Here is an 8777-nt window from a genome sequence, read left to right as displayed (position 1 = left end):
GTGAACTTCACGCAATCGGCCAACGATGTCATCAAGCTCAAGAAGGCCATGGAGGCCGGCACGATCAAGAAGGCCGGTAATCAGGCTGCGGCCGTGCGCGTGGTGCTGGATGACGGCACCGAATACCCGCTGCAAGGCAAGCTGCTGTTCTCTGATCTGAGCGTGGACCCGACTTCTGGTCAAGTCTCTCTGCGCGCCGAGTTGCCCAACCCGCAAGGCATGTTGCTGCCAGGCATGTTTGTGCGTGTGCGCCTGGAGCAGGCTCAAGTCGATGGCGGCATGTTGCTGCCTCAGCAGGCCGTGACGCGCAGCAGCCAGGGCGACACGGTGATGGTGGTCGATGCCGAACAAGGCAAGGTGGCGCCGCGTCCGGTCAAGCTGGGTGGCGCGCGTGGCAACCAGTGGGTGGTGCTGGGTGGTTTGAAGTCGGGCGAGCAGGTGATGGTCGACGGCTTCCAGAAGATCATGATGAACCCCAAGGCCCCGGTCAAGCCTGTGCCCTGGACGCCTTCAACGGCACCAGCAGGCGCTACTGCGTCGTCCGCGTCCGCTCCCGCAGCGGCTGCATCGCGCTAAGCCGCAAGGAGCATCCACATGCCCCGTTTTTTCATTGACAGGCCCATCTTTGCCTGGGTGATCGCGCTGTTCATCCTGATCTTCGGTGGGGTGGCGATCACGCAGTTGCCTATCGCTCAATACCCCACGGTGGCGCCGCCCTCTGTGGTGATCTCGGCCACCTATCCCGGTGCCTCGGCCAAGACCATGGACGAAGCCGTGATCTCGGTGATCGAGCAGGAGCTGAACGGCTCGCCTGGCCTGGCCTATATGGAGTCCGTGAGCCAGGCCAACGGCACGGCCACGATCACCGTCACGTTCGAGACCGGCACCGACATCAACCTGGCCCAGGTGGACGTGCAGAACCGCTTGAGCCGTGCCACGCCGCGCTTGCCTGCTGCGGTGACGCAGCAAGGTGTGAAGGTCGACAAGTCGCGCAGCAACGTGCTGATGTTTGTGATGCTGTCGTCCGACAACCCGGCCTATGACCCGGTTGCGCTGGGTGACTACGCGTCGCGCAACATCATGCCGGAGCTGCAACGCGTCAAGGGCATTGGCCAGGTCCAGCTCTTCGGCACGGAAAAGGCCATGCGCGTGTGGGTTGATCCGGCCAAGCTGGTGTCCTTCGGCCTGAGCCTGACGGACGTCAACAACGCCATCAAGGCGCAGAACGCGCTGGTGCCTGCAGGCGCCTTGGGTGATCGCCCCAACCTGATCGACCAGACCATGACCGCCACGGTGGTGGTGCAAGGCCAGCTGGAAAATGTCGAGCAGTTCGGCAACATCGTGTTGCGCGCCAAGCCTGATGGCTCGACCGTGCGTCTCAAGGACGTGGCCCGCCTGGAGCTGGGTGCGCAGGCGTACGGCACCTATGCACGCCTGAACGGCAAGCCTGCGCTGGGCTTGAGCATTCAGCTCTCGCCTACCGGCAATGCGCTGGAATCGGCCAAGCTGGTGAAGGCCCGCATGGCCGAGTTGCAGAAGTACTTCCCGCAAGGCGTGAACTACTCCTTCCCGTATGACACCTCGGGCTTCATCGAAGTGTCCATCAGCCAAGTGGTCGAGACGCTGGTCGAGGCCGTGGTGCTGGTGTTCCTGGTGATGTACCTGTTCCTGCAGAACATCCGTTACACCCTGGTGCCTACGATCGTGGTGCCGGTGGCCTTGCTGGGTACTTTCGGCGTGATGTCGGTGATGGGTTTCTCCATCAACGTGCTGACCATGTTCGGCATGGTGCTGGCCATCGGTATCCTGGTGGACGATGCCATCGTGGTGGTCGAGAACGTCGAGCGCTTGATGGCGCAAGAGGGCTTGTCACCTTACGCTGCCACCAAGAAGGCCATGGGCCAGATCAGTGGTGCCATCATCGGTATCACGGTGGTGCTGGTGTCGGTGTTCATCCCGATGGCTTTCTTTGCGGGCTCGGTGGGCAACATCTATCGCCAGTTCTCGCTGTCGATGGTGTCGTCGATGCTGTTCTCGGCCTTCCTGGCTTTGTCGCTCACGCCGGCTTTGTGCGCCACTTTGCTCAAGGCTGTGCCGGATGACCATCATGAAAAGGGTGGCTTCTTCGGCTGGTTCAACCGCTTCTTCAACTCGACAACGCATAGTTATGAGGGTGTCGCGGCCAAGCTGGTGCGCCGTGGTGGCCGCGTGCTGATCTTGTACGCGTTGATCGTGGCCGCAGTGGGTTTGCTGTATGTGCGCATGCCTTCGGCCTTCCTGCCCAATGAAGATCAAGGCAACTTGCTCGTCAACGTTCAACTGCCGCCTGGCGCCACGGCGCCGCGTACGGAAGCCGTGATCTCGCAGGTCGAGCAGTTCTTCATCAAGCAGCCGGAAGTGCAATCGGTGGTCGGTGTGGTGGGCTTCAGCTTCTCCGGCACGGGCCAGAACGCGGCGCTTGCTTTCGTCACCTTGAAGGACTTCAAGGATCGCAAGGGCGAAGCGCACTCGGCTCAGGCTTTGGCCAAGCGGGCATTCGGCGCACTGATGGGCATCCGCGATGCCTTCATCTACCCGCTCAACCCGCCGCCGATTCGCGAACTGGGCAATGCCACGGGCTTCTCCGTGCGCTTGCAGGATCGCGCTGGCCTGGGGCATGACGCCTTGCTGGGCGCTCGCAACCAGATGATGGGCATGCTGATGCAAAGCAAGATCGTCACGGGTGTGCGCCCTGATGGTCTGGAAGATGCGCCGCAGATGCAGCTCGATATCGATCGTGACAAGGCCTATGCGCTTGGCGTGAGCTTTGATGCGATCAGCTCGACCTTGTCGACGGCGCTGGGCTCTGCCTACATCAACGACTTCCCGAACCGCTCTCGCATGCAGCGTGTGGTGGTGCAGGCCGAAGACACGGCCCGCATGCAGCCCGAGCAACTGCTGCAGATCAATGTGAGCAACAGCGCTGGTCAGACCGTACCCTTGTCGGCCTTCATGTCGGCGCGTTGGGTGACGGGGCAGATGCAGGCTGTGCGCTACAACGGTTATCCCGCCATGCGCCTGGCTGGTGATGCGGCACCTGGTTTCAGCACAGGCCAGGCCATGGCCGAGGTCGAAGCCATCGCGGCCAAGTTGCCTCCCGGCATCGGCATCGAATGGACAGGCTTGTCACGTGAAGAGCAGCTCTCGGGCTCGCAGGCCACGTCCTTGCTGGTGTTCTCGTTGCTGGCCGTGTTCCTGTGTCTGGCCGCCTTGTATGAGAGCTGGTCCATCCCGTTTGCCGTGATGCTGGTGGTGCCGCTGGGTATCCTGGGTTCGCTGCTGGGTGCCAACCTGCGTGATCTGCCCAACGACGTGTTCTTCAAGGTGGGCCTGATCACCATCATCGGCTTGTCGGCCAAGAACGCGATCCTGATCATCGAGTTTGCGCGTGAGCTGCAAAGCAAGGGCATGAACGTGCTGGATGCCACCTTGCAGGCCTGCCACTTGCGCTTCCGCCCGATCATCATGACCTCGCTGGCTTTCATCCTGGGTGTGCTGCCTCTGGTGGTGTCCAGTGGCGCCGGTGCCGCCAGCCAGCGTGCCATCGGTACCGGCGTGATGAGCGGCATGATCGCTGCCACCGTGCTGGCCGTGTTCTTCGTGCCTGTCTTCTTTGTGGTCGTGCGTCGCTTCTTCCCAGCCAAGCCGGCACGGGTCGAGCCCGTTGGCACCGACGTGGAGCCATCTCATGAATAAGTCTTTTGTCTCTCGCGTGAAAGTGTCTGCTATGCAGCAGCCCGCCCGTCTGTCGTTGATGGTGGCTGCCGCCATGCTGATGCTGTCGGGTTGCAGCATGATCCCGACGTATGAGCGCCCGGCCATGGCCGTGCCTGCACAGTTGTCTGGTGATGATGCCAAGGCCGGTGATGCGCAGGCCGCACGTGCGGTGGCCGAGCTGCCCTGGGCCAGTTACTTCCCTGATGCGCGTCTGCAAGGGCTGATCAAGCTGGCCTTGGACAACAACCGCGATCTGCGCGTGGCTGCGCTCAACATCGAGCAGCTGCGTGCCGCGTATCAGATCCAGAACGCCGATCGCTTCCCCACGCTCAATGGCAGCATCAGTGGCACGCGCCAGCCTTCATCGGCTTCGCCTTATCCACTGACCACGACCGTGACGGGTGGGGTGACCGTGTCGGCCTACGAGCTGGATTTGTTCGGCCGCGTCAAGGCGCTGAGCGAGGCGGCTTCTGCGCAGGTGGTGGCTTCCGAAGAAGCCCGCAAGACGGTGCACATCGGCCTGGTGGCTTCTGTGGCCAACGCGTATTACGCGCTGTGGGCGGATCGCTGGCAACTGGCCTTGAGCGAGCAGACGCTGCAGACGCGTCAGGATTCGTTCAAGCTGCTGCAACTCAAGTTCGACAACGGTGTGTTGAACGAGCTGGATCTGCGCTCGGCCCAATCGTCCGTGGAAGCGGCGCGCGTGACCCGCGCGCAGGCGCAACGCCAGTGGGCACAGGATCTCAATGCCTTGAGCCTGCTGCTGGGCAGCGCCGCGCCGGCTGATCTGTTGCCGCCCGTGCCTGATGTAAAGATGCAGGCGCTGGCCACCAGCAAGAGCAGCGCGGAAGCCGCGCAAGTGGTGTCGGCCAGCCTGTGGCCCGATCTGAGCGAGTTGCCTGTGGGCTTGTCTTCGGATGTGCTCTTGCAGCGCCCCGATATCGCCCAGGCTGAACAGCAGTTGATCAGCGCTAACGCCAATATCGGCGCAGCCCGGGCTGCGCGCTTTCCGCGTATCAGCCTGACAGCCAGTGCCGGCGTAGTGAGCGATTCATTGTCTGGCCTGTTTGACGATGGGCGCAATGCCTGGAGCTTCGCGCCGTCCATCAGCGTGCCGATCTTTGATGCGGGCCGCACGCAGGCTGGTGTTGAGTCGGCCAAGGTCAAGCGCGACATCGCCGTGGCGCAGTACGACAAGGCCATCCAGACCGCCTTCAAGGAGGTCTCGGATGCCCTGGTGGCGCGCCGCACTTATGCCGATCAGGCACAGGCGCAACTGGCGCAGGCCCAGGCAGAAGCGGCCCGTCTGCGCTTGTCCACCATGCGTTACGACACGGGTGTGGCCAGCCAGTTGGATCTGCTGGATGCCCAGCGTGCCTTGTTCTCTGCTCAGCAGGCTTTGATCGCGGCGCAACTGGCTCGCCAGCAGGCGCACATCAGCGTTTATCGGGCGCTGGGTGGCGGTTGGCAGGCAGGGCAGGTCGCTCAGGCGCAGGCCACGCCTGCTGGCCAGGATGGCCGCGTGCCGACCGAAGTCACACCACCGCGCAGCCAGGCTCGTTGATTGCCAGGCTTGGGCGCAGTGGTGGGGCCGTAGCGGCCCGTGCGCATCAGATCGAGGCCCGTTCGGTGAATGGGCTTCGATGACGCAGGCGAGCTGGATCAGCCGTTCAGTGCGTGACGTGCGGCTCACCGCCCTCAGCAGCTGCGCGGGCGGCCTGCAGGCGCTGGCCCAGGCGGTTGCCCAGCTTGTTCACATTGTTGAGCGACAGCAGGTGGGCATGCACCCAACCCAGCGCACCTGAGCCAAACAGCTCTTGCACGGTGTCTGGGGGCAGGGCGCGCAGCTTGTTCTCATCGACCACCTTGAAGCCATTGAGCGTGAGCTTCTCGCCCTGAATGGTGCAATCGATCGAGCGCTCGACCAGCAGATCCAGTTCGGCCAGGCGCTTGGCAAAGCGGCCAGTGCTCACCATGTCCTGATGGAAGGACAGCAGGAACTGCTGCAACTGCTTCAGGTAGGCTGTGTCCTGGCCTTGCGCGTCAAACAGGGCTTCGCCTTGCGTCTGGTCGATGCCATCGAACGCTTCGTCGATGCACAGCGTCATCTGCTCACTGCCAGGTTGCTCGGCCAGCACGAAAGGGTAGCGGCGCACGAAAGCGGGCACATAGTGCTCTTCGGCCCAGTTGCCATCGGCGTCGATCAACAGGTTTTCCTTGTCGCGCAGGCCTACGATGGCCACGAGTGAGTGGGTGTCGCCAGCGGGCACGAACACGCAGGGGTAGTCCAGTGCGGCCAGGGGCAGTTCGGCGGCGGCCATCAGCATGGAATTGGTTTCGCGCGCGAAAGCCAGGCGGCTGGGGCCTTGGTGAATGTGCAGCTTGCGGTGCTGTTCACGGTCCAGTGGCACCACACGTTCGTACATCAGCAAAGTTTTCATGATCGGTTTCGTCAATGGGCACGCCGAGGCGCATTGACACGCAGCATAGTCCGATTGGATGACAGATTGATGAGTGCTGCCCCCAAGCCATTGGGCGGGAGGGCCGCGATAATGAGCGCCGTGACTACCTTGACCTTGCGCGACCGCTGGTCGCTTTACCTCGATCTGATCCGCTGGAACCGGCCGCAGGGCTGGCTTTTGCTGCTGTGGCCCACCTTGTCGGCTTTGTGGCTGGCTGCGGGCGGCTTTCCTGGCTGGCATTTGCTGCTGGTGTTCACGCTGGGCACGATCCTGATGCGCAGCGCGGGCTGTGCCGTCAACGACGTGGCGGACAAGGATTTCGATCGCCATGTGGCGCGGACGGCGCAGCGGCCGATCACCAGTGGGCGCTTGTCCGTGAAGGAGGCCTTGGGCGTGGGGGCGGTGCTGGCGTTGGTGTCCTTCGCCTTGGTGCTGACGACCAATCCGATGACGATTGCGATGTCGTTCGGGGCCTTGGCCGTGACCATCATTTACCCGTTCACCAAGCGTTTCTTTTCAATGCCTCAGGCGGTGCTGGGCGTGGCGTTCAGTTTCGGGATCCCGATGGCGTTTGCGGCGATTCAGCAGCGGGTGCCTTCGGTGGTGTGGTGGCTGATGGCGGGCAATCTGGCCTGGGTGCTGGCTTATGACACCGAGTACGCCATGGTGGACCGCAACGACGATCTCAAGATCGGGATCCGCACGTCGGCCATCACGCTGGGGCGGTTTGATGTGATCGGGGTGATGGGCTTTTATGCACTGTGCGTGGCTTGTTGGTATCAGGTCGGGGTGCTCAGCGGGCGCGGGGCGTTCTACAACGCTGGGTTGGCGCTGGCTGGCGCGCAGGCTTTGGTGCACGGTTGGCTGATCAAGGGGCGTGTGCGCGAGGATTGCTTCAAGGCCTTCCGTTTGAATCATTGGTTGGGTTTGACGGTATGGGTGGGGCTGGTGCTGGATACGGCTTTGGTGGCCAAGGGCTGACGCTTCTTGGGGCGTGGGTCGGCTGACGGTAGGCCTGCTTGCAGGCTGGGGCTGGGGCGCTTTGTCGGGGTAGCGCAGGGCGCGGATGAGTTGGTAGCCGCTGGGCTCAGACGGTGGCGGTCCTGCGCTTCGCTTCGGACTGCTCTGCGGTACTCGCGGCGAGCCTGCGCTGGGAAACTCCCGCCGCGAACTGCGTTCGCTCTGGTCAAACAGTCCCAGCGAGTCAGATGAACGAGGCGTGCTGCGCACGCCAAGCTCGCCACTGCGCTCCTCGACGCCACCGACATCGCCCCGCAACTACCAACTCATCCTGTTTCGCCCTGCTGGTGGCATGCCACGGGCCCACGTGTCGCGTGCGGTTGTGCCTGTGCTGTGCTGTGCTGGTACTCGCACCCGAGCCCTACCGCGGTCTTCTCTCGCACGAGGGAAGCGGGGTGAAAAAGGGGTGAGGGGAAGGTGGCCTGGCGCCTTGTTGGTGCCGAGCACCGCAGCGATGGGTTGGGCGCGCGTCAGCGCGCTTCGTCTTCTAGCTTGCCCGATTTGTTTGAACGCAGCGGCGTAGCCGCGTAGTGAGTTGGAGGGCCCCAACCCATTGCGAGGAGCGCAGGGCAGTCCCGCGCAGCGGGACCACCAACATGAAGCCGGGCCACTGCCCCCTCATCCCGCACCCCGCGTTGCTTCGACAAAGCGCCCGAGCCGTGGAGAGCAGAGAAACCAGCAGAAGGCCGTTGAGGCCCCCAAACCGATCACATCAATCACCTACAACTCAACGCCCGAACTCGTCACCCAGTTCGCCAGCCCGCTTCTCCGCCGCCCGCATCGCCGCAATGAACGCCGCCTTCACGCCAGCCGTTTCCATGCTTGTCAACGCCGCATAGGTCGTACCGCCCTTGGACGTCACGCGCTCACGCAGCACCGAAGGCGCATCGCTGGATTGCGCAGCCAGCGTTGTCGCACCGCCAAACGTGGCCAGCGCCAGTTGACGGCCTTGCTCGGCGCTCAAGCCCATGTCCTGCGCCGCCTGCATCATGGCCTCGATGAAATAAAACACGTAAGCCGGACCAGAACCCGATAGCGCCGTCACCGCATCCAAGTCTGCTTCCTTGTTCACCCACATCGCCTGGCCCGTGGGTTCGACCATCTGGCCAATGGCGGCGCGTTCATCGGCGCTGACCTCAGCGCGAGCAAACAAACCCGTCATGCCTTGGCCAACCAGAGCAGGCGTGTTCGGCATGGCCCGCACAATGCGCGGCGTGCCCAGCAGGCGTGCCATGTCGTCCGTGCGCAGGCCGGCCATCACGCTGTAATGCAAGGCCTTGCCCGTCAGCGTGGCATAAGTCTGGGCCGCATCCTTGAACTGCTGCGGCTTGACCGCCCACACCACAGTGGCCGCTTGCGTCAGGGCCGGGCAGGGGCCTTCCGCGGTCTGAACGCCCAGGGTCTGGGTCAGGCGGGTGCGTTGCTCGGCCATCGGGTCGATGACCAGAATGGACGAAGGCGTGCGCCCCTGGCGCAGCAGGCCGCCGATGATGGCCGTGGCCATGTTGCCGCCGCCGATGAATGCGATGTCAATGGTGG

6 protein-coding genes are annotated in these 8777 nt (G+C 63.3%); 4 read left to right on the top strand and 2 right to left on the bottom strand.

From position 1 onward, the window contains the following. From EPO09_RS07425 to EPO09_RS07415, 3 genes are all read left to right on the top strand, one after another. The coding region (locus tag EPO09_RS07425) for an efflux RND transporter periplasmic adaptor subunit (RefSeq protein ID WP_290641723.1) at nt 1–576 on the top strand (576 nt) is incomplete at its 5' end. Nucleotides 577–594: 18 nt separating this feature from the next. After that, complete coding sequence (locus EPO09_RS07420; RefSeq protein WP_290641721.1) at nt 595–3735, top strand: efflux RND transporter permease subunit; 3141 nt, start codon at nt 595–597, stop codon at nt 3733–3735. Beyond that, nucleotides 3728–5320: an efflux transporter outer membrane subunit gene (locus EPO09_RS07415; RefSeq protein WP_290641719.1), complete on the top strand. Its 1593-nt coding sequence runs from the start codon at nt 3728–3730 to the stop codon at nt 5318–5320. Before EPO09_RS07420 ends, EPO09_RS07415 begins: the two co-directional genes overlap by 8 nt. 106 nt (nt 5321–5426) lie before the next feature. On the opposite strand, the gene EPO09_RS07410 is transcribed toward EPO09_RS07415, so the two are convergent. Next, nucleotides 5427–6197: a SapC family protein gene (locus tag EPO09_RS07410; RefSeq protein WP_290641717.1), complete on the bottom strand. Its 771-nt coding sequence runs from the start codon at nt 6195–6197 to the stop codon at nt 5427–5429. A gap of 111 nt (nt 6198–6308) precedes the next feature. Between EPO09_RS07410 and ubiA the strand changes: the two genes are divergently transcribed. Next, complete coding sequence (gene ubiA, locus EPO09_RS07405; protein ID WP_290641715.1) at nt 6309–7199, top strand: 4-hydroxybenzoate octaprenyltransferase; 891 nt, start codon at nt 6309–6311, stop codon at nt 7197–7199. A 766-nt stretch (nt 7200–7965) separates the two neighbouring features. On the opposite strand, the gene proC is transcribed toward ubiA, so the two are convergent. After that, nucleotides 7966–8772, bottom strand: coding sequence for a pyrroline-5-carboxylate reductase (proC, locus tag EPO09_RS07400; protein WP_290641725.1), 807 nt, complete (start codon nt 8770–8772; stop codon nt 7966–7968). Between the last annotated feature and the right edge of the window lie 5 nt (nt 8773–8777).

Origin of the sequence: Aquabacterium sp. (genome assembly GCF_004297345.1) — a bacterium.
GTDB lineage: Bacteria > Pseudomonadota > Gammaproteobacteria > Burkholderiales > Burkholderiaceae_C > Aquabacterium.
The sequence above is the reverse complement of the archived record's forward strand: the minus strand, read 5'-3'. Positions and strand labels throughout refer to the sequence as shown.

Coding starts and splice junctions, on each gene's coding strand:
- EPO09_RS07420 (WP_290641721.1), top strand. CDS start 595: ATGCCCCGTTTTTTCATTGACAGGCCCATCTTTGCCTGGGTGATCGCG.
- EPO09_RS07415 (WP_290641719.1), top strand. CDS start 3,728: ATGAATAAGTCTTTTGTCTCTCGCGTGAAAGTGTCTGCTATGCAGCAG.
- EPO09_RS07410 (WP_290641717.1), bottom strand. CDS start 6,197: ATGAAAACTTTGCTGATGTACGAACGTGTGGTGCCACTGGACCGTGAA.
- ubiA (WP_290641715.1), top strand. CDS start 6,309: ATGAGCGCCGTGACTACCTTGACCTTGCGCGACCGCTGGTCGCTTTAC.